This is a genomic window from Streptomyces sp. NPDC020845 (assembly GCF_044334165.1).
Taxonomy (GTDB): domain Bacteria; phylum Actinomycetota; class Actinomycetes; order Streptomycetales; family Streptomycetaceae; genus Streptomyces.
The window spans coordinates 628,842-648,065 of record NZ_JBIRSJ010000002.1 but is presented as its reverse complement, the minus strand read 5'-3'; the positions used below and the strand labels follow the sequence as shown (position 1 = coordinate 648,065).

Below are 19,224 nucleotides of genomic sequence, written 5' to 3'. Positions count from 1 at the left end.
CCCCTTCCGGGCGGCGGGGACCACAGCGGACTTCGACGGGGCCTGCCCGGCCGGAGCCGGTCAGACAGGGGTCTGTGCGTCCTCGGCATCGCTGCCCCGGAGCTGGTGCTCGGCGTCCGTCCCCTCCCCGCCGCGTCTCAGGAGTCCCAGGACGATGCCTCCGGCGAGGACGGCGACCACGGTGAGTTCGAGGACCAGCGCGGTGGTACCGGAGGCGGAGATCAGCGTGGTGAAGTTCTCCAGTGCCAGCGCTGCGGCGCCGAGGAGCAGGGCGATGGACGCCAGCGGCGCGATCAGGGTGTTCCACCGCCTGCGGTCGAGACCGGTCCTGCGGAAGAACATGATGACGGACAGCGAGGTCAGCAGGTAGAGGAGCAGGAGCGCGAGCACTCCGACACCTCCACCCCAGGTCAGCAGGGTGAGTACCGGGTCCGCGCCGGCCAGTGCGAACGGGACCACCATCGCGATCGCGATGACGGTCTGGACCGAACTGGCCGTGTAGGGAGCGCCCTGGCGGTTCGTGTGCGACAGCCACCGGGGCAGTACGCCGGACGTGCCGAGGGAGTGGAAGTAGCGGTTGATGCCGTTGTGGAAGGCCAGCACCCCCGCGAGCAGTGAGGTCGCGAGCAGTACTTGCATGACATCGGTGGCCCAGCTGCCGAGGGTGTGTGTGACCGCACCGAAGACCACCGCGGTGGCGTCGCCCTTCCGCAGCGCGTCCAGTGCCACGCCCTGCACCTTGTCCGGGCCGTAGAAGCTCACGAACATCCAGGACACGAAGGCGAAGAAAACCGAGATCACGGTGACGGACAGGTAGGTGGCGCGGGGGATGGTGCGAGCCGGGTCCCTGGCCTCCTTGGCGTAGATGGCCGTGGACTCGAAGCCGAGGACGCAGGCGATCGCGAAGGTCACGGCGACCCCTGGCGCCCCGGAGAGGAAGGCCGAGGGAGAGAAGGAGGCGCGGAAGGCCAGCCCTCCGGGGCCGCCGCCCCACAGCAGCTCATGGACGGCGAACACCAGGAGCAGCGAGGTCTCGGCCACCACGAGGACGGCCAGGAGTTTCGCCCCGAACTCGATGTTCAGCGATCCGAGGAGCTGCACCAGGAGGATGGTCGCCAGCGCCCAGAACCACCAGGGCAGGTCGATCGAGGCGTACTGCTGGACCAGGCCCTCCACGACGACGCCGTAGAGGCCGTACATCCCTGCCTGTACGGCGCAGTAACACATCACCGCGACCTGGGAGGCGCCGACCCCGAGCGGCCTGCCCAGACCGTGGGAGACGTAGGCGTAGAAGGCACCCGCGTCGGTCACATGCCGGCTCATGGCGATGAACCCGACCGAGAACAGGCCGATCATCACCCCGATCACCAGGTAGGTGGCCGGCACGCCGGCCGCGTTGCCGAGGCCGAGCGGTACGGGGAGGGTTCCGGCGACGCCTGTGAGCGGCGCCTGGGCCGAGAGGACGAAGAACAGGATCCCGGCCACCCCTACAGCTCCTCGCCGGAGGTGGGTGCGGTGATCCGGGCCTGATGACTGCTGGGTCACGGGGGACTCCCTGGGAAGTGCGGCAGAAGCCGGGGCATGACGCCTGAGGGCCAGGGGCGAGCGCGTCGGCCGCCACGAGGCCCGGCTGCGATGGGACCTCTTCCGCGCCGCCCGTTGACGGCTGGGACGAAGGACCGCAGCGGAACCGAGGCGCGTTCGGAGGACAGGCCAACGGCCTCGGTGGTTCGCCGGCCGGGAATCATCTCCCCAACCTGGTGTGGAGTACTGTGCGCCCGCATCGGGCCCGGGAGGTGGGGTGGCGTGCACCCCTTCCCGCCATTCCATGCACGGCGCTACCGTGCAGAGCGGGCAATCGCTTCCCTCGGAGTCACCAGCACCTTTCCACCAGGCGTTGCGCGATGCAACATGCAGGAAGCCCGCGATGATTCCGCTCGGGCCACCGTGACAAGACAGACCGCTACCAGGCGGAGCGCACTATGAGAACGACCGTGACCACTGACTCCGTCGCCCAGGCCGAACGCTTTGATCACTGGGCCTGCGAGATGTCCAAACTCTTCACCGGCCTCGACGCCCGGCCGATCGTGCGGACTCCGTTCCACGGGCAGGCTGCCAGCGACGATCTGGGGCTGCTCCACCTCAGTTCGATCAGCGCGGGACCACTGCGGGTGCGTCGCACCGCGCGCATGATCGCCCAGCACGAGGAGGACCACTACAAGGTCGCCCTCCAGACCGCGGGCATCTGCGTGATCGAGCAGGACGGGGTGTGCAGCACGCTGGGGCCCGGAGACATCGCGATCTGTGACACCTCCCGGCCGTACTCCTTCACCTACGACACCGACTTCCGTACGGTGCTGGTGCTGCTCCCCCGCCCGATGCTGCCCGTGCGCCCCGACGCCCTCCGTGACCTCACCGCGCGCCGGATCAGCGCCGACGCGGGTGTCGCCGCCGTCGTGGGGCCGTTCCTGCGGTCACTGAGCGAACAGATCCGTGACTGTGCGGGCCCGGCTGCCGGCAGCCTCACGGACGGTGCCGTGTCCCTCATCACGGCACTGGTCACGGAGAGCCTGGCCCGGTCCGCGCCGCCGCCTCCGCAGGACGCGATGATGCTCCGCATCCGTACCTACATAGAGAACCGGCTGTCCGATCCCGATCTCACGCCGGACTCGATCGCGGAGGCACACGGCATCTCACGCCGTTACCTCTTCAAGCTGTTCGCCGCACAGGACCTGACCGTCGCCGGCTGGATCCGCATGCGCCGGCTGGAGCGCTGTGCCCGGGACCTGGCGAACACATCGGCCCCCGAACAGCCGATCAGCATGGTTGCCGCGCGTTGGGGACTACTCGACTGCCGGCACTTCAGCCGCCTGTTCAAGTCGGCGTACGGCGAGACACCCCGGGACTTCCGCCGACGCGCGTTGGCCGGCCCGGACCGTTCCTGAGAGCCACCGGCGCGCGACAACGAGCGTTGGCCGAGCGCCGAGTACCGCGTACTCTCTGCGCCCATGCCCCTCTTCGCAAACCGTCGTAAACCGCACCTGTCTTCCGCGCTTGACGACACCGGGCTGGACCGGGTCGTGAAATCCCTGCGAGAGGTGCCCCGCCCAGGTGTGATCGGCATGACGAATCTGCACGTCGCACGCATAGCCAACCTGATACAGCAGACCGGCGTGGACTGGGACCGGCGCGCCCACCGCCTCGCGGTGCTGGCCGAGGCGGCAGCCGGCTCCGATGTCCCGTCCGCCTGGATCGCCCGTGCACCGCGCAGCGCGGACGCGATGCTGCTGTACGCCTGGACGGAGCTGGTCCGGGGACGATGGTCAGGAGGCATACGGGATGCGCCGGCCACCCTCAGGACCTGCTACGACGCGGCGGATCTGGATCCTGGGGACCCGAATCCCTGGGTCGTCGCCCTGGGCGTGGCCCGTCTGGAGCGCTACGACCGCCACAACGTGCTGGCGATATGGCGCGAGGTGACGGCGCGAGACCCGCAGCACCGCGAGGCGCATCTGCAGATGCTCGGCTACCTCTCACCGGAAGAGGGGGGTTCACGCATGCAGGTCCTCGAATTCATCGACTCCGTGCGCGCCCGTACACCGGCGAACGCCCCGACCGCCGGGCTGGGACTGGCGGCCGTCGTCGACCAGCACCGGAGCATCGTGGCCAAGGGCCACCTCGAAGCGCTCATGGCCCGGGACTTCTGGACTCGCCCGCCCGTGGCCAAGGTCCTCGACGAGGCCGGAGAAATGTGGCCGCAGCCAGGATTCCTACAGCACGCGCGGGCTCTGGCGGATCTCAATCTCCTGGCGTACGCGCTCGTCACAGCGGAGCGGGGACGAGAGGCCGCACGCGTCTTCCCGCTATTGGAGGGAAAGGTCACGGCGTGGCCCTGGGAACTTCGCGGCGACCCCGTAGAAGCGTTCCTGGACGCACAGGCACGATCCGTCCGCTGACCTCGGGAAGGGCCCGGACGGCCAACCGTCCGAGCCCGGGTGCGCTCCATCGTCCCGATGTCGCCGTGTGTCAGGGCCGCATCAGCACCGAAACCGACGGGTGGCTCTCGGCGAAGTTCTCCGGCAGCGGCGTGACGAAGACGTTCTCCGTACGGGTCCGGGTGATCTTCCAGACGCCGTCGATCTTGCGGAAGGCGTTGTTGAGCCGACTCGAACGCAGCAGGGCCGTCCCGTCGGAGAAGAGCCACGGCTGCATATGGATCCACTGACCGGTGGCCTCGTCACCGTCGACGTGGATCTGCTCCGACGTGAGGTAGTGCGCGTTCAGCAGCAGCGCGGAATCGTGCTTCCCTCCCCAGAACTCCGCGAAGTGGCGCCGTATGGCGGCGGTGCCTTCGGCACGGCCGAACTGGTTGTCGTAGTACTCGCCCACTCCTTCCCACACCGCGTCCTCGGAGTAGAGCTCCATCAGCAGGTCGATGCGGTGGGCGTCGTCCCGCACGCCGAACTCGGGGCACGGTGTGTCGCACAGGAACATGTAGCGCGCCTGAAGCCTGCGGATGTCGGCCTCGGCTTCCAGCGCCTCGACGCGCTGTACGAGCGTGGCGATCGTGGTCTTGTCGGTCATCGGGATACTCCTTGGCTCGGCACGGCTGGTCGGCACGGTGGGCGGGGCGGCTCTCCTGCCCAGGCCGCACGCAGCAGGGCAGTGAGGCTGTCGCGGGTGAGCGCGGGGGCGTTCGCGGCGACGGCGGCGAGGATCGGTTCGACCGCCCTGGCGATCCCGTCCTCGGGCATTCCGCAGTCCCGCAGGGCCATCGGCGCGTCGAGCCGCGCGTACAGCGCGGCCAGCCCCTCGACCGCGGTGGGAGCGGTGAGCGCTGCCGCGATCCTGCACTCCGCCTCGGGGGCGTGCGGGGCGTTGAGAGCCAGTACGTGGGGGAGGACGACGGCGTGGGTCTGTGCGTGGGCGAGGTCGAACATTCCGCCCAGGACATGGCAGATCTTGTGGTGCGGGCCCGAGCCGGCCGAGGCGAAGGCGACGGCCGCCAGGTAGGCGCCGTACAGCGTCCGCTCGTGGCCCGCCAGTCCGCGCGGGTCGGATTTGACGGCGGGGAGCCCCTGGCAAAGGCCGCGGATCGACTCCTCGGCCAGGGCCAGGTCGATCGGGTCGGCGTGTGGCCCCCACATCGCGTCGACGCCGTGGGCGAGCGCGTTGAGTCCGCTGGCCACCGACAGTTCGACCGGCAGCGTGCGCAGGAGAGAGGCGTCGTACACGACGGCGCGCGGGAGCACCTTGGGGTCGACGCCGGTCGTCTTGGTCGCGCCTTCGGTGAGGCCCCAGACGTTCGTGGCCTCGGACCCGGCGTAGGTCGTGGGTACGGCGACGACCGGCAGTCCTGTGGTGAGGGCGACCGCCTTCGCCAGCCCGGTCGCCGAACCGCCGCCGATGGACACCAGAGCGTCGGCGCGACACCGTGCCGCGGCCTCGCGCGCCCGGCCGGCCACCTCGACGGGCACATGCCGCACGACCTCGTGGTGGACGTGGGCCACCGGCAGCGCGCCGGTGAGGGTGCCGGCGAGTGCCGACGACGACGGAGCGACGACCACCATGACGCGTGCGGCGCCGAGCCGGGCGGCCTCGTCGCCGATGGCGCGGGCCGCGCCGCCCGGGGCGAAGACGACCCGCTGTGGCAGGGTCTCGTGCACGAATCTCATTCCGGTGGTCCTTCCCCGCGATCCTCCGGGACCCGCGATGACGGCGGGCCGGTGATCCCCGCCGGTCTCACGCCGGCCCGGGGTGGCCGCGGGTGTCGCCGGTTCACGACTCGTCCCAGGCCGCGTCGGCCTCCCAGTAGTCCATGCCGCCGGCACTGACCCCGTGGCGCCACTCGGAGGTGCGCCGCAGCCGGGGTTCGACCCTGGCGGTGATCGCGTCGGCCGCGTCGGGGCCGTCGGCGGGGACCGACCAGTGGACCCAGTTCAGCTCGCGCCCGTCGGCGTCGCGGGTGAACAGGTCCACATGCCGCCAGCCGTAGCCAAACGTGTCGTTATAGCAGGTCAGGGTCATCCGGCAACCGTCATCCGGTGTCCGCTCGCCGGCCATCACGCGCCCAGCGGGGTACTGATCGGGTGGAACCGGCGCTGGAAGTAGACCAGGCCGCCACTGTCCTCACCGACGATCACCCGGTCCGCCTCGATGAAGAGCACCGAGTGGGAGCCCTGCGTGGCGGTGCCGGTGATGTGGCCGACGATCGAGGCGGCAGAGCCCCTGAGCACCGGCACGTCGGCGACCGAGTGGTCCCACCCGTCTCCGGAGACGGAGAACCGCTGCTCGGGCGGCACGCCTCCCGCGAAGGCCAGGGCCATGTCCTGGTGTTCGGGACCGAGCACGTTGACGCAGACACGTTCGTTGTCCCGCAGGATGTCGTGGCTGCGGCTGGACCGGTTGACGCACACCAGCATGGTCGGCGGGGTGTCGGTGACGGAACACACCGCGCTCACCGTGATGCCCGCGCGGCCACGGGGGCCGTCCGTCGTGACGATGTTGACGCCTGCGGAGAGGTTCGCCATCGCGGCGCGGAATTCTTGCTGTGTCGGCGTGGGTTGCGTGATGTTCGGAGCCACTGTTCCTCCTGCCGGGCCCTCGGGCTCCCGGGTGCACCCCGGGCACTACCGAAAGTAGAACCGCGCCTGCCGACAGTGGTATCGAGACTTCCTCGGGCGTCGCTGAGGATTTCCCCTACGGCGTCCGGAGGACGAACCGCGGTGCCGCCTCCGAGCCGCCGGCTGAAGAAATCCCCTACGCCCGCCGAGGCCATTCCCAATTGGCCCGCCGCTGTCGGCTCCTTAGCGTCAAAAGAGCCGACCGACGACAACCCGGGCTCTGCCGGGACACCTCCGAACCGTTCCTGGAGGCCCCTTTCATGAACGCCCCGTTCACCACCGAGAACATCCACGAACTCGCACCGCCCGATCTGGTGCAGGCCGATCGCGTGGCCGGCCGGATGTACACCGATCCCGAGATCTTCGAGCTCGAGATGGGGAAGATCTTCGAGCGCACCTGGGTGTGGGTCGCACACGAGAGCGAACTGCCGAAGGCCGGCAGCTTCAAGTCGACGTTCGTCGGCCGCCGGCCCGTCATCGTGGTCAGGGACCGCAAGGGCCGCATCAACACCCTGGTCAACCGCTGCCGTCACCGGGGCGCCAGCCTCTGCGAGCAGAAGAAGGGCCAGGTCAACGGCTTCACCTGCCCGTACCACGCCTGGTCCTACGGCCTCGACGGCGCACTGCGCGGCATCCCCTACCCGGACGGCTACGAGGGCGTCATGGAGAAGGGGGACATGGGGTTGAAGAAGCTCCGCACCGAGTCCTACGGCGGGATGGTCTTCGCGACCTTCCATGACGGCGTCGAACCGTTGGAGGACTTCCTCGGCGATGTGAAGCTGTGGATCGACCGCTTCATGAAGCAGGGGGGTGGTTACCCGATCAAGGTGCTCGGCACCCACCAGTTCAGATTCCGGGGCAACTGGAAGATCCAGCTGGAGAACACGACCGACGGCTACCACTTCCCGATCGTGCACCGTTCGTGGATGGCCTCGGCCGACGCCGAGACCGCCGACATGATGTCGTTCATGACCGACCCCGCGGCGGTCACTCACGACCTCGGCAACGGGCACAGCGTCGCCCAGATGGTCCCCGACCACTCCGACCTCGACATCGACGACGGTACCGAGCCGCTGCAGCCCCGATTCGCCTCCCTGGTAACCGAGTTGAAGTCCGCCGGTCTCGGTGACGTCGGGATCCGCAAGCTGGTCCGGGCCATGCACGGCACCGGTTTCAACCTCAACCTCTTCCCGAACGTGTCGATGTCGATCTCGTTCCTGCGGGTGCTGCGGCCGGTCTCGGTCGACGAGACCCTGATCGAGCACGTGGCCCTCGGACCGGACGGGCCGGCCGAGATCGTGGACCCGGTCAACCGGGAACGGCTGCGTATCCACGAGCACTTCCAGGGCCCGTTCGGGTTCGGCACCCCCGACGACGCCGAGGGCTGGGACCGTGTCCAGCGCGGCGCCCAGGGCGCACCGGAGATGCCGATCATGGTCAACCGCGGCCTGGCCCGTGAGACCCCGAGCCCGGAGGGCTGGGCGACCTCCCACGTCACCGACGAGACCGGCATGCGCGCGGCGTACGACAAGTGGAAGCAGATGATGAGCGATGACTGATTCCCCGCAGACGGCCGGCTCCCGGACGGCTGGTTCCCTGAGCCTGCTGCTGGCGGACCCGCGCGTGACCCGGGCGGTCGAGCTGGTCTGGCAGGAGGCCGACCTGCTCGACCGCAGGGAGTACCAGACCTGGCAGGAGCTCTACACCGAGGACGCGCACTACGTCGTCCCGATCGACGCGACGACCGAGGACTTCGCCAACACGCTCAACATGGTGTACGACGACGCCCGGATGCGGCGGATGCGGGTGACCCGGATGACCGAGGGCTACGCCATCGCCGCGGTCGACGCCGCCCGGACCGTCCGGACCGTGTCGCGGTTCGTGCCGGTCGAGGTCCGCGCGGATGAGGTGACCCTGCGCTCGGCCCAGGTCGTGGTCGCCTACAAGCGTGGCAGGCACGACGTGTGGGCCGCCGAGGTCACCCACCGCATCCGGCTGTCGGAGCCCGGCGACCGGATCGCCCTGAAGGTCGTACGGCTCATCGACAGCGAAGACGCCGTGCCCGCAGCGGGATTCCTGCTGTGAGCCTCGTCGTCCGGGTCGCCGAGGTCACCGAGGAGACGCCGGAGATCCGCTCCCTCCGCCTGGTCCGGGAGGACGGGGCGCCGTTCACACCCTACGAGGCCGGCGCGCACATCGACGTGACGGGACCGACCGGCGTGCTGCGGCAGTACTCGCTGTGCGGTCCGCCGGACGACCCCGGATCCCTGCTCATCGCGGTGAAACGGGAGCCGCGGTCGCGCGGCGGATCGGCCGCCTTGCACCAGGTGGGCCCGGGAGACCGGCTCGAGATCGGCACCCCCCGTAATCTGCTGTCGCTGGCCGAGGACGCGGACCGGCACGTCCTCGTGGCCGGCGGTATCGGCATCACCCCGCTGCTGAGCCTGGCCTACCGGCTCCACGCCCGGGGCTCGGAGTTCGAACTGCACTACTTCGCCCGCTCGCGGGAAGAAGCGGCGTTCGCCGACCTGCTGGAGAGACGGGCCGATTTCCGCGACCGGGTCCGCCTCCGTCCCGGTGTACCACGGGCGGACCAGCCGGCGCTGCTCGCCGCGACGGCGGCCGCGCTGCCCCTGGCGTGCCACGTCTACACCTGTGGCCCGCAGGGCTTCATGGACCAGGTCACCTCGGTCTTCGCCCCCGCGGTCGGCGCGGACCGTGTCCACATCGAGCACTTCACGGCCGCCGAGATCAACACCAGCGGTGACCGGGCCTTCACCGTCGAACTGGACACCGGTGAGGTGTTCGAGGTCCCGGCCGACAAATCGATTCTCGCGGTACTGGAGGAGAACGGGATCGATGTCTTCAAGTCCTGCGAGGAGGGCATCTGCGGGTCCTGCGTCTCCGGAGTCCTCGACGGCACCCCGGACCACCGTGACAACTGCCTCTCCGCCGCCGACAAGGCGTCCGGTACGCAGATCGCCCTGTGTGTGTCGCGGGCCAGGTCCGACAAGCTGGTCATCGAGCTCTGCTGAAGTCCTGTCTCCGGTTCTGGACGCTTCGGCCGGGCTCCCCACCCTCAGCCCCAGGAGGCACCCGCTTCCGCCGCGCCCGGCGCAAGGCGGTAGCCGCGGACAGCGGTAGCAGTAGCGGTCAGCCCCGCAGGGCCGCCGCCTCGCGGGCCAGTTCCTCCACGCGCGTCCAGTCGCGGGCGGCGACCGCGTCCGGGGGCAGCATCCATGTGCCGCCGACGCAGCCCACGTTGGGGAGGGCGAGGTACTCCGGGGCGCGGGAGGCGTTGATGCCGCCCGTGGGGCAGAAGCGGGCCTGGGGGAGCGGGGAGGCGAGCGATCGCAGGTAGGCTGTCCCGCCGGCCGCCTCCGCCGGGAAGAACTTCATCTCGGTCACCCCGTGCTCCAGCAGCGCCAGGACTTCCGAGGCGGTCGAGACCCCCGGCAGAAACGGCACCCCCGAGGCACGCATCGCCCGCAACAGCCGCTCGGTCCAACCGGGGCTGACCAGGAACCGCGCCCCGGCCTCGACGGACGCCTCCACATGTTCGGGCGTCAACACCGTACCGACCCCGACGACCGCCTCGGGCACCTCCGCGGCGATGGCCCGGATGGCATCCCACGCCGCCGGGGTACGCAGAGTCACCTCGATCGCGGGCAGCCCACCCGCGACGAGCGCGCGGGCCATCGGCACGGCGTGGGCCGCGTCCTCGATGACGACGACGGGGATCACGGGGGCGAGGTCGAGCACGGAGGGGGAGCCGGAGGGCGTGGCGGAGGGGGCAGCGCTAGTCACACCGGCCATCCTGCCGCCGCGGGACACATCCCGCAACGACCGTTGCGCATGCTGCAATAAGAGTGGAGGCGGGGGCGGGCTGGCTGTGGCGGCTCGCGGGGGCACAGCTCACAGCACCATCCGGCTCAAGGGGCCTACACCTCGGTGACCACCACATCCACCCCCCAGCCCCGCCCGGGCCTGCCCGGTGCCGCGGCCTCCACGGTGTACCCGAGCGCCCGCAGCGCTTCCACCAGTTCCTCGGGCCCGCTCGGCTCCGCCCCGGTCATCAGCAGATCGCGCACCAACCGCCCCTTCGTCGCCTTGTTGAAGTGGCTGACCACGGACCGCTTCTCGACCCCGTCCACGATCTTCGACTGCAACACCCGCACGCTCGCCGTACGCTCCGCCACCTCGCCCGTCGGTTTCCACGCCGTGGCGTATGCCGCCGACCGCAGGTCCAGCACCAGCCCGTCCCCGGCCGCCTCGGGCAGCACCTCGCTCATCGGCGCGCGCCAGAACGGTCCGAGCGCGCCGAGGCCCGGCAGCTTCACGCCCATCGAGCAGCGGTACGACGGGATCCGCTCGTCGATCCGTACGGCGCCCCACAACCCCGAGAAGACCAGCAGCGACCGCTCCGCCCGGCGTCGCGCGGCGGCGGGCAGGGTCGCAAGACCGAGTGCGTCGTACAGCACTCCGGTATAGATCTCCCCGGCAGGACGCGTCCCGGCCTCCCGCAGCCCCGCGTTCTTCGCCACCTCGCCGTGCAGCCCCTTGCTCAGCCCGAGCACCTCGGCGGCCTTCTCGACGTCGCCCGAGCACAGCGACACCAACTCATCAAGCACCGCCGCCCGCGCCTCACCCAGCCCCGGCAGCGACAGCGCCCCCAGGTCCAGCGGGTCCCCCGACTCCGCCGGGGCCTTTCCCTCCGACGGCGGCAACAGCACGAGCACGGTCTTCTCTCCTTCGCTTCACGGGTCCGGGCGAGCCCGTGGCAGCGTCTCTGATCAGCTAGGTGATCCTATGTGATCCGCGGGTTGTGGGATCGGTTGGATCGGTTCCCACCGTGGTGGGGTGGCGTGGGCGTGCAGGTGGAAGCCTGCGCCCAGTGCTGCCCCTCTCGGCCGGTGTCGGCGGGTGGTGGGTGCGCTGATCGTTGTCACGCCCTGGTGCCGGTGGGCTGCGCGGGGCAGCCGTCTTGGGTCCGTTGGTGCGTGTCCCTCCGGACGCTTGCCCGCCGGACCGCAGGGGCCGGTGGGGGAGGGTGCCCTGCGTCGCCTGGGCGCGGGGCGTGTGGTGCTTCGCCGGGTGGGTCCGGTCTTGGACCGATCCCGTCGAGATTCGGTGGTGGCTGGTTCGACCACGGCGGTGGCTTCGAGAATGTCGACCACGCTGCGGATGACCATCGCGCCACTCGCACGGTCCACCGCGGTCTTTGTCTGGTGGGCCAGGCCGCGGGCGGCGATGCTTCCCCAAGCCGACTTCCTCTGACCCCCGCCGCTGTCCAACCCACCACTCACCCCCGGTACCATGGTCACTACGGCGGACGAGCCGGCCGGGCGGTCGCGTCGGGGTCCTTCGGGGTCCCGCCGAGGAACGTCCGGGCTCCATACGGCAGGGTGGTGGGTAACGCCCACCCGGGGTGACCCGCGGGACAGTGCCACAGAAAACAGACCGCCGGGAGCCGCAAGGCTCCCGGTAAGGGTGAAACGGTGGTGTAAGAGACCACCAGCGTCCGAGGTGACTCGGACGGCTCGGTAAACCCCACCCGGAGCAAGGTCAAGAGGAGCCGCCACCGGCGGCTCTGCGCGGACGATCGAGGGCTGCCCGCCCGAGTTCGCGGGTAGACCGCACGAGGCCGGCGGCAACGTCGGTCCTAGATGGATGGCCGCCGCCCCAGGGGCCGTAAGGGCCCTGGGGAACAGAACCCGGCGTACATGGCCGACTCGTCCGCCTCTAGGTCACTGACCTGGGCTTATGTCCTGTTCGGGGCCCTCACGCCCTCCGGATGAACACCGGATTACGCCACGGTCAGCAGCGGCCGTAGCCGCGTGGCCGCCAGGCGCCGGGCCAGGGCGTGCGGCTTGTGGTGCAGGGCGGCGCCCAGGGCCAGGGCCACCGCCGTACCGATCACCAGCCCGGCGGCGACATCGTGCGGATAGTGCGCACCCACCCACACCCGGGAAGCCCCCATCGCGAGGGCGGCGAGGGTGGCCACCGCGCCGAGCCGCGCCGAGACGAACCACAGCGCCGCGGCGGCGGCCGCGGCCAGCGCCGCGTGGTTGCTCGGGAAGGACCAGTCGCCCGGCGCCGGGCAGGCCTCGAGGACGGCGCGGTGCAGGGTCTGGCACGGGCGGTCCTCGCGCACCACCTGCTTCAGTGCGTCGTTCACTCCGAACGCCAGCAGCACCAGCACCGGGGCGGCCAGGGCCTGCACGGCCGCCTCGGGGCCGCTGCGCCGCGCGTGCCACCAGCCCGCCAGCATCAGCACTGCGAACAGCGCGAGCCCGTAGGTGGACCAGATCGAGATCGCGGTGTCCAGCCAGCCGGGGGTGCGGTGCGCCAGATCCACCACCGCGGTGTACGCGGAGCCGTCGATCCCCGAACCGTCGTAGGCGAGCGTCATCGGCCGGCCTCCTTCCGCCGCACGGACCGGGCGCGCAGCAGCTCGGCTGCCAGCGGCAGCAGGGACACCACCACGATCAGGGCGATGAGCGGAAGCAGATAGCGGTCGACGTTCGGGATGGACGACCCCAGCGCGAATCCGGCGATCACCAGCCCCTGGGTCCACAGCAGCCCGCCGGCCGTCTGCCACACCGCGAAGGTGCGCGGCGGCACACCGAGCGCCCCCGCCATCGGGTTCAGCACCGTGCGCACCACCGGCACGAACCGGGCCAGCACCACCGCCCGCGCGTGTCCGTAGCGGTCCAGCAGCTCCCCGGCCCGGTCGGCGCCCGCCCGCAGCCGGGGCGAGCGGCCCCGGGCCAGCAGCGCGGCGCCCGCCCGCCGGCCGAGCAGATAGCCGCAGTGGGCGCCGAGGAGCGCCCCGGCGGCGGATGCGACCATGACCCCGGGCAGCGAGAGCCTGAGCCCGCTCGACGTACCGGCGGTGCACAGCAGCCCCGCGGTGAAGAGCAGCGAGTCCCCGGGGAGGAAGAAACCGATCAGCAGCCCGGTCTCGGCGAACAGGACTACGGCGATGCCGAGCACCCCGAATGCGGACAGCAGGGACTGGGCGTCCAGGATGTTCACCGCGAGGGGTGGGCCTGCGGACAGGTCGAGGGTCACGGGCGCGGTCCCTTCGGCGGGCGTACGGAACAGAGCGGGCGTACGGAACAGAACAGCACGGAAACGGGGCGGGGCCCTCGGGCCTCGCGACGACTACAATCCAGTAGACGGTCTACGACACTGTAGACGAACAGGGGAGAGACGGCATGCCGATGGCCGGGAAGCAGCCCGAACGCAGACCCGCGGGGGAACTGGAAGCCACCGTGATGGCCGCGCTCTGGGCCGCTTCGGGGCCGCAGAGCCCCGGTCAGGTGCAACGAGGCATGGAGACCTCCCTGGCCCGTACGACGGTGACCACGATCCTGACGCGGCTGTACGAAAAGGGGGTCATCGGCCGGGAGCGGTCCGGGCGCGGCTTTGCCTACTTCCCTCTGCAGGACTCCCACGGGTTGACCGCCCGGCGTATGCACCAGGAGCTCGACCGCGACGAAGCGCGCGAGGTCGCCCTGGCGCGCTTCGTCGACCAGCTCAGCGACGACGACGAGCGCCTGCTCAGGGAGCTCCTCGAAGGGGGTGATCAATGATCGCCCCGCTGCTGGTCGCGCCGTTGGTCCCGCTGCTCGTGCCCTTTGCCGTGCCGCCCCTTGCCCGGCGCGCCGTCGCCCGGCTGACCCCCGCCGCCGCCCTGTGGTGCCTGACCGCGACCACGGTGGTGCTGGCCGTGTGCTCACTGGCCGCGCTCGGCACCCTCACGCTGTACGGCCTGCTGGCACTCCCGCCGTTCGCCTCGTTCGGAGAGCTGATCCATCCGCTCGGCGCCGCGCCCGGCCTGTTTCCGCTCGCCGCGGCCGCCACCGGGGCGCTGGCCGTGTGCGCCTGGGCGCTGCCGCGCTCGGCGCTGCGCCAGCTCGGTGAGTACCACGAGGCCAAGGAGACGGCAGACGCCCAGCCCACGGCCGGCGACCTCTGCGTGATCGACAGCCCTGACCCCGACGCCTACGCCCTGCCCGGCACCCCGGGCCGGATCGTGGTGACCACCTCCATGCTCCGCAGCCTGAGCCCGGCCGAGCGCGAGGCGCTGTTCGCCCATGAGCGGGCCCATCTCAGCGCCCGCCACCACTACCACCTCGCCGCCGTCGGGCTCGCCGCGCACTGCCACCCCGGGCTGCGCCCGGCCGGCGCCGCCGTGCGGCTCGCCGCGGAGCGAGCCGCCGACGAGGCCGCGGCAGCCGCCATCGGCGATCGGCAGCTCACGGCCCGGGCCATCGGCCGTGCGGCCCTCGCCACCCGCGCGGCCCGCGCGGACCGGCGCCGCCCCACCGTCGCCCCGGCCGCCACCTCCGGGCCGGTGCCGCAGCGGGTCGCGGCGCTGCTGCGGCCACCGCTGCCCGGGGTCCGCGGCAGGGGGTATCCCGCGGCGGTGGCCGCGGGCGTGCTCCTCGCGCTCTCCGCCTGCCTCTCGCTCGCCGGAGCGGGGGCCGGAGCGCTCACCCTCCACCAGAACGTCGAGATCGCCCAAGGGGAGCGACCGGGCGGGTGAGCCGGAGTGCCCCCAGCCGCCGGGGACGGCGGCCCGGGCCTGGGCACCGTGATCACCAGGGCGGCCTGACCTGCCGAACGGCTCGCGTTCAGGATGCGTACAGGCTCTCTGTGCCACGGTCGGAGACGCCGGCCGCCGTCGGCGGTTGCCCGTCCCTCAGGGCGCTGGTCACAGGGCGCGGCCGGGCGGCCAGTTCGGCGAGATGGAAGGGTTTGGGCAGGTGGTCGTCGCCCCCGGCGCAGCACGTCCCGCAGGGCGTGATCGTCCTCAACAATCAGGATCTTGGGGCGCATCATCCTCCGTCGGCCCACCGGCTCCGGTCGTTCGTCTACGCAACTGTGGACGAACGGCGGCCGGGTCGGCGGGGCGTGGCAGTGGCGTGCCGTCGACGTACAGGTCGACGTGTTCGTTGTAGAACGCGACCAGGCCCGCGATGCGGTTGACGTGGGGCGTGGGGAAGTCGTAGGCCCAAGCGATGTCCTCGTGGGGGGAGGTGTCGCTGTCGAATGACCAGTAGCCGCTCGTCGTCCCCTTGTACGGGCAGCTGGTCACGGTGTCGGTGGGGCGCAGCCGGGGCCAGGCGATGTGTGTGCGGTCGAGGTAGTAGCGGGTCGGCAGGCCGGTCTCGAACAGCTTTACGCAGTGCGGCGCGTCGGCCAGTACGACGCCGTCGAGTTCCACGCGGACGCTGCTGGAGGAGCGCAGCGCGTCCGCTCGGGAGTAGGGGCTTCTCGGGTGGACGAAGACCTGTTCGTCCTCCTCGAACCAGGACTCCAGGGCCTTCCACTCGAAGCGGGCGGTGCCGAGCAGGGGCTCGGGGGCGCCGTCGGTCCAGAGCCACGCGGCGCCCGGGCGGACCTCGGATCCGATGTGCAGGGAGTGGCGCCGCGCGCGGCCGGGGCCCAGAGGCTCGGTGTGGTGGTCGTCGGTCAGCACACCCTCGACCATGTCCTCGATCGGGATGCTGAATTGGGGATAGGCGGGCCACTCCCATACGTACAGGGCGCGCCGGGTGTCGAAGACGACGTGGCCGCCGATCAGCCCCCGGATGCGTCGCGGTACGGGTTCGACGTGGCCGACCGGGACGATCAGGCTCGGGTACCGCACGCTCTCGGTCGCCATCGGTGGTCACCTCGACTCGCGCTTTTTGGCGTGGTCGCGCCCTCCCCGGCCTGGGGGATCTCGCGTTTTGTCTGGAATGTTACCGGCTGTCGGGGCGATGGCACCTCGGCCGGCCCCCCGGGGCGAACTCGGCGCGGGGAGCCATTTAGGGTGGCGTGTGCTCGTCAAAGCCTGATCGGCTGTTTTCCCACGGGGGTAGTACATGCATCGCCGTTCCTCACGCCTTGTCGCCGTCGCCGCGGTCGGGTTGTTGGCCCTGACCGGCTGCGGGAAAAAGGACAGGCACAGCAACGGGAGCGACGGGCTCGGGGGTGGCGGCTTCATCTCCGGTGGCGGCAGTGGCGGCGCGTCGTCCGGCGCCAGCGGGGTTCCGACCGATCTGCCCACGGACCTGCCGACCGACCTGCCGACCGACCTGCCCTCGGGCGTCCCCTCGTCCGCGCCGTCGTACGGGACCCCGTCGGACTCCCCCTCCGCGCCGAGCACTTACGACCCGGAAGGGCTCGACGAGACCGACGGCAGCAACTGCAACTACGACCCGTCGACCCAGCAGCTCAAGTACGACGTCACCATCACCAACGCCGACACGACGCGGGGCTACAGCTACAGCGTCGCGGTGAGCTGGAACGATCCGTCGGGCGGCCTCATCGGGTACCGGCACAAATACATCACGGTGCTCGCGAACTCCACCAAGACGGTCACCATGGCGGACACCACCAGCTACAGCAAGCGGACGTCCATCACGTGTCAGATCACCGCGGCGGACAAGACCCCGGCGTCCTGAGTCTCGCCGTGCCAAGTTCCTGAGGTATATGACGCCAGGTGTCATATACCTCGCCGAGGATGCAGCCATCAGGCCGTTGAACGACGCGGCCGCTACGGAAGGACATGGCTGTGACCGCGACCGCGACCGACACCAAGCGGATCGCCGAGGGCTACGCCAAGGCGTGGACCAGCGGGGATGTCGAGACCGCATTGGGTTTCCTGAAGGAGGACGTCGTCTGCGACGCGCCTCCCGGCCGGATCGAGGGTGTTGCGGCGTACCGTCCGTTCACCCAGAAGTTCGTCGACGTGCTGGCCAGGGCGACTGTGACGAAGGTGCTCGCCGATGAGGAGAGCGCCGCGATCGTCTACAGCTTCGACACCCAGTGGATCAAGGACTTCCGCTGCTCGGAGTACATGACGATCGAGGACGGCAAGATCAAGCACATCACCACGATCTTCGACCGTCTCCCGGCGGCCGAGGCGGCCCAGGCAGCCAAGAACGCTCAGGGCTGACCACGCCCGGGGCATTATCAAGGTCGTCCCACTGCACAGCGAAGGCGGCCAACGTGTCCGAAGAGCATCAGGAAACCGTCCGGGCCCACTTGATGAGTCGGCCCACGCCGCTGGAGCCCGCGCCGCGGCTGGCGCGGGCGGTCGGGTTGGAGCCGGGCGACCTGTGGGTCAAGCGTGACGATCTGATCGGACTGGGTGGCGGCGGCAACAAGGTCCGCAAGCTGGAGTGGACCGCCGGCGCCGCCCGTGCCGAGGGTGCGACCACCCTGGTGACCAGCGGTGCCGCGCAGAGCAACCACGCCCGGCTGACGGCCGCGGCCGGTGCGCGGCTGGGCATGGATGTGGTGCTGGTGCTGGCCGGGGCGCCGAGTGAGGGGATGACCGGCAATATCGCGCTCGACGGTCTGTTCGGCGCACGCGTCGTATGGGCCGGGGAGGTGGGCGAGGCGGAGCTGGAGGCCGTCGTGGCCGCGGTGGCCGAGGAACTGCGCGGGCGGGGGGCCCGGCCGGTGGTGATTCCCTTCGGGGGCTCCAGCGTGCTGGGCGCCCAGGGGTATGTCGAGGCGGGGCGGGAGCTTCTGGAACAGGCTCCCGATCTGTCCACGGTCGTCGTGGCCCTCGGCTCGGGCGGCACCATGGCCGGGCTCGTGCACTCCCTGGGCGCCGAACGGGTGCTGGGGGTGCACTGCGGGGCCGTCGCCGACCCCGAACAGACCGTCAGCCACCTGGTCGGCGGCCTGATCGGTGGCCTGGTCGTCGGCGGACCGGCCGGCGGCGGCCCCGCGGGCGCGCCCCTGCGGCTGCGTCTTGACCAGGTCGGGCCCGGCTACTCCGCGCTCACCGAGCCGGTCATGGACGCCCTCACCACCGCCGCCCGCACCGAGGGCGTCGTCCTGGACCCCATCTACACCGGCCGCGCCCTGGCCGGTCTGATCGCGGCCGTCCGCGACGGCCAGGTGCGCCCCGGCCGACGCACGGTGTTCCTGCACACCGGCGGGTTGCCCGGCCTGTTCGGGCATGCCGAGACGCTGGCGCGGGCCCGTTCCGCCGTGGCCGACACGGCCGTGCGGTGGCCCCGTATCTGACAGCCGTCGTTCTCACAGCCGTCGTTCTGAGGGCCGTTGTGCTGACAGCCCCGGGGCTTCAGGCGCTCTGCTTCGCTCAGGCCGCGGTCGCTTCGATGGTGACCGGGATGTTGCCGCGGGTGGCCTTCGAGTACGGGCAGACCTGGTGGGCGCCGGCGCCCAGTTCCTCGGCGGTCTGCTGATCCACGCCGCTCAGTTCGACGCGGAGAACGGCGCTGAGGCCGAACTCGTCCGCGTCGTCGTGGTGCAGTGTGACGGCCGCGGTGACCGCCACGCCCTTCAGGCCGGTCTTCCGCTCCGCCGCGACTCTCTTGACCGCCCCCATGAAACAGGCCGCCCACCCCGCGGCGAACAGCTGCTCGGGGTTGGTGGCGCCGCCGGCGCCGCCCAGTTCCTTCGGGATGGCGAGCGTGGTGTCGAGGAGGCCGTCGTCGGCCGCGACCCGGCCTCCGTTGCGCCCCTCTCCGGTCGCCGTGACAACAGCGGTGTATGTGGCAGCCATGGAGATTCCCTCTTCTCGTTACCGTCACCTGTTTGGGTGGTGACGATATTGGCGGCCGCG

21 protein-coding genes and 1 other RNA gene are annotated in these 19,224 nt (G+C 70.9%); 11 read left to right on the top strand and 11 right to left on the bottom strand.

Features of this window, described 5'->3' with window-relative positions:
• Positions 1–60: 60 nt before the first annotated feature.
• Positions 61–1,485 (bottom strand): APC family permease, encoded by a 1,425-nt coding sequence (locus ACH4U7_RS06835; protein WP_398526910.1) that lies wholly within the window; start codon positions 1,483–1,485, stop codon positions 61–63.
• A 509-nt stretch (positions 1,486–1,994) separates the two neighbouring features.
• On the opposite strand from ACH4U7_RS06835, the gene ACH4U7_RS06830 reads away from it, so the two are divergent.
• Both ACH4U7_RS06830 and ACH4U7_RS06825 read left to right on the top strand, forming a co-directional pair.
• Complete coding sequence (locus tag ACH4U7_RS06830; protein WP_398526909.1) at positions 1,995–2,945, top strand: helix-turn-helix domain-containing protein; 951 nt, start codon at positions 1,995–1,997, stop codon at positions 2,943–2,945.
• Positions 2,946–3,122: 177 nt separating this feature from the next.
• Positions 3,123–3,956: a hypothetical protein gene (locus ACH4U7_RS06825; protein ID WP_398526908.1), complete on the top strand. Its 834-nt coding sequence runs from the start codon at positions 3,123–3,125 to the stop codon at positions 3,954–3,956.
• A gap of 70 nt (positions 3,957–4,026) precedes the next feature.
• Here the strand turns inward: ACH4U7_RS06825 and ACH4U7_RS06820 are convergent, their stop codons facing one another.
• The 4 genes from ACH4U7_RS06820 to ACH4U7_RS06805 all read right to left on the bottom strand — a co-directional run bounded on the left by ACH4U7_RS06820 (position 4,027) and on the right by ACH4U7_RS06805 (position 6,584).
• The gene (locus tag ACH4U7_RS06820) at positions 4,027–4,584 is read right to left on the bottom strand and encodes a nuclear transport factor 2 family protein (RefSeq protein WP_398526907.1); all 558 of its coding nucleotides are present in this window, start codon (positions 4,582–4,584) and stop codon (positions 4,027–4,029) included.
• On the bottom strand, positions 4,581–5,675 hold the full coding sequence (locus ACH4U7_RS06815) for a maleylacetate reductase (protein WP_398526906.1): 1,095 nt from the start codon (positions 5,673–5,675) through the stop codon (positions 4,581–4,583). The genes ACH4U7_RS06820 and ACH4U7_RS06815 overlap by 4 nt, the downstream gene beginning before the upstream one ends.
• Positions 5,676–5,778: 103 nt before the next feature.
• Positions 5,779–6,027: a hypothetical protein gene (locus ACH4U7_RS06810; protein ID WP_398526905.1), complete on the bottom strand. Its 249-nt coding sequence runs from the start codon at positions 6,025–6,027 to the stop codon at positions 5,779–5,781.
• A 35-nt stretch (positions 6,028–6,062) separates the two neighbouring features.
• Positions 6,063–6,584, bottom strand: a complete 522-nt coding sequence (locus tag ACH4U7_RS06805) for a flavin reductase (protein WP_398526904.1) — start codon at positions 6,582–6,584, stop codon at positions 6,063–6,065.
• A 299-nt stretch (positions 6,585–6,883) separates the two neighbouring features.
• Here ACH4U7_RS06805 and ACH4U7_RS06800 point away from each other — a divergent pair, with 299 nt between their 5' ends.
• The 3 genes from ACH4U7_RS06800 to ACH4U7_RS06790 are packed head-to-tail and all read left to right on the top strand — an operon-like array spanning position 6,884 to position 9,658.
• A complete protein-coding gene (locus ACH4U7_RS06800; protein WP_398526903.1) occupies positions 6,884–8,182 on the top strand; it encodes a Rieske 2Fe-2S domain-containing protein in 1,299 nt (432 codons plus the stop codon).
• Positions 8,175–8,708, top strand: a complete 534-nt coding sequence (locus ACH4U7_RS06795; protein WP_398526902.1) for an aromatic-ring-hydroxylating dioxygenase subunit beta — start codon at positions 8,175–8,177, stop codon at positions 8,706–8,708. The genes ACH4U7_RS06800 and ACH4U7_RS06795 overlap by 8 nt, the downstream gene beginning before the upstream one ends.
• Entirely contained in the window at positions 8,705–9,658 is a 954-nt protein-coding gene (locus tag ACH4U7_RS06790) for a PDR/VanB family oxidoreductase (protein WP_398526901.1), read from the top strand. The genes ACH4U7_RS06795 and ACH4U7_RS06790 overlap by 4 nt, the downstream gene beginning before the upstream one ends.
• 118 nt (positions 9,659–9,776) lie before the next feature.
• On the opposite strand, the gene ACH4U7_RS06785 is transcribed toward ACH4U7_RS06790, so the two are convergent.
• Together ACH4U7_RS06785 and yaaA are read right to left on the bottom strand one after the other, a co-directional pair.
• The gene (locus ACH4U7_RS06785; protein WP_398526900.1) at positions 9,777–10,439 is read right to left on the bottom strand and encodes a bifunctional 4-hydroxy-2-oxoglutarate aldolase/2-dehydro-3-deoxy-phosphogluconate aldolase; all 663 of its coding nucleotides are present in this window, start codon (positions 10,437–10,439) and stop codon (positions 9,777–9,779) included.
• Between the two features lie 125 nt (positions 10,440–10,564).
• Positions 10,565–11,362 (bottom strand): peroxide stress protein YaaA, encoded by a 798-nt coding sequence (yaaA, locus tag ACH4U7_RS06780; RefSeq protein WP_398526899.1) that lies wholly within the window; start codon positions 11,360–11,362, stop codon positions 10,565–10,567.
• Positions 11,363–11,956: 594 nt separating this feature from the next.
• On the opposite strand from yaaA, the gene rnpB reads away from it, so the two are divergent.
• An RNA gene (gene rnpB, locus ACH4U7_RS06775) (RNase P RNA component class A) lies at positions 11,957–12,362 on the top strand.
• Between the two features lie 67 nt (positions 12,363–12,429).
• On the opposite strand, the gene ACH4U7_RS06770 is transcribed toward rnpB, so the two are convergent.
• Together ACH4U7_RS06770 and ACH4U7_RS06765 are read right to left on the bottom strand one after the other, a co-directional pair.
• On the bottom strand, positions 12,430–13,035 hold the full coding sequence (locus ACH4U7_RS06770; protein ID WP_398526898.1) for a phosphatase PAP2 family protein: 606 nt from the start codon (positions 13,033–13,035) through the stop codon (positions 12,430–12,432).
• Positions 13,032–13,697: a DedA family protein gene (locus ACH4U7_RS06765; RefSeq protein ID WP_398526897.1), complete on the bottom strand. Its 666-nt coding sequence runs from the start codon at positions 13,695–13,697 to the stop codon at positions 13,032–13,034. The genes ACH4U7_RS06770 and ACH4U7_RS06765 overlap by 4 nt, the downstream gene beginning before the upstream one ends.
• Before the next feature lie 152 nt (positions 13,698–13,849).
• On the opposite strand from ACH4U7_RS06765, the gene ACH4U7_RS06760 reads away from it, so the two are divergent.
• Complete coding sequence (locus ACH4U7_RS06760; protein ID WP_398527019.1) at positions 13,850–14,221, top strand: BlaI/MecI/CopY family transcriptional regulator; 372 nt, start codon at positions 13,850–13,852, stop codon at positions 14,219–14,221.
• Positions 14,218–15,177: a M48 family metalloprotease gene (locus ACH4U7_RS06755; RefSeq protein ID WP_398526896.1), complete on the top strand. Its 960-nt coding sequence runs from the start codon at positions 14,218–14,220 to the stop codon at positions 15,175–15,177. The genes ACH4U7_RS06760 and ACH4U7_RS06755 overlap by 4 nt, the downstream gene beginning before the upstream one ends.
• A 267-nt stretch (positions 15,178–15,444) precedes the next feature.
• On the opposite strand, the gene ACH4U7_RS06750 is transcribed toward ACH4U7_RS06755, so the two are convergent.
• Positions 15,445–16,299, bottom strand: coding sequence for a DUF427 domain-containing protein (locus tag ACH4U7_RS06750; protein ID WP_398526895.1), 855 nt, complete (start codon positions 16,297–16,299; stop codon positions 15,445–15,447).
• Positions 16,300–16,501: 202 nt separating this feature from the next.
• Here ACH4U7_RS06750 and ACH4U7_RS06745 point away from each other — a divergent pair, with 202 nt between their 5' ends.
• The 3 genes from ACH4U7_RS06745 to ACH4U7_RS06735 all read left to right on the top strand — a co-directional run bounded on the left by ACH4U7_RS06745 (position 16,502) and on the right by ACH4U7_RS06735 (position 18,662).
• Positions 16,502–17,083 carry a hypothetical protein gene (locus ACH4U7_RS06745; protein WP_398526894.1) on the top strand — a complete coding sequence of 194 codons (582 nt, stop codon included), beginning with the start codon at positions 16,502–16,504 and terminating at the stop codon, positions 17,081–17,083.
• A 104-nt stretch (positions 17,084–17,187) separates the two neighbouring features.
• Positions 17,188–17,577 carry a nuclear transport factor 2 family protein gene (locus ACH4U7_RS06740; protein ID WP_398526893.1) on the top strand — a complete coding sequence of 130 codons (390 nt, stop codon included), beginning with the start codon at positions 17,188–17,190 and terminating at the stop codon, positions 17,575–17,577.
• 92 nt (positions 17,578–17,669) lie between these two features.
• Positions 17,670–18,662, top strand: coding sequence for a pyridoxal-phosphate dependent enzyme (locus tag ACH4U7_RS06735; RefSeq protein ID WP_398527018.1), 993 nt, complete (start codon positions 17,670–17,672; stop codon positions 18,660–18,662).
• A 76-nt stretch (positions 18,663–18,738) separates the two neighbouring features.
• On the opposite strand, the gene ACH4U7_RS06730 is transcribed toward ACH4U7_RS06735, so the two are convergent.
• Entirely contained in the window at positions 18,739–19,164 is a 426-nt protein-coding gene (locus ACH4U7_RS06730) for an organic hydroperoxide resistance protein (RefSeq protein ID WP_398526892.1), read from the bottom strand.
• Between the last annotated feature and the right edge of the window lie 60 nt (positions 19,165–19,224).